Origin of the sequence: Neisseria sp. P0019.S002, from assembly GCF_051957155.1 — a bacterium.
Lineage (GTDB): Bacteria > Pseudomonadota > Gammaproteobacteria > Burkholderiales > Neisseriaceae > Neisseria > Neisseria perflava.
Genome location: NZ_JBQCWS010000108.1, coordinates 1 through 463, shown reverse-complemented (window position 1 = coordinate 463; position 463 = coordinate 1). Strand labels below are relative to the sequence as shown.

General features: G+C 54.4%; 1 protein-coding gene. It reads left to right on the top strand.

From position 1 onward, the window contains the following. The coding region (locus tag ACTHTY_RS11810) for a hypothetical protein (protein ID WP_440367818.1) at nucleotides 1-415 on the top strand (415 nt) is incomplete at its 5' end. Nucleotides 416-463 lie beyond the last annotated feature (48 nt).

Genomic DNA, 463 nt, shown 5'->3' with positions numbered 1-463 from the left:
AAAAAAGAAGGAAGAAGAAAGAGGAGGGAGGAAAGAGAGGAAGAGAGGAGAAAGAGGGAAGGAAAAGAGAGGAGGAACGAGGAAGGAGAAGGAGGGGGGAGGAAGGGGGAAAAGGGGGAAAGGAAAGGGAGAGGGAAGGGAAGGAGAGGGAAGAAAAAAGGAGAGGGAAGAGAGGAGGAGGGAGGAAAAAGAAGAAAAAGAAAGACAGAAGAAGGGGGGAAAAAAAGGAAGGAAAAAAAAGAGAAGGGAGGGGAAGAGGAGGGGGAGGGGGGGGGGGAGAAGGAAAGGAAAGGGGGGGGAAAAGAAGAAGGAAAGGGAGGGGGGGAGGGGGAGAAAGGGAGGGGGAAAGGAAAAGGGAAAGGGGAAAAGGAAAGGGGGGGAAGGGGGGGAGGGGGGGGGGGAGGAGGTGCCTTAGGGTTAGGGAGCGCGGCATTTGCCTCTGCTGAAAAAATGCAGCCTGTTT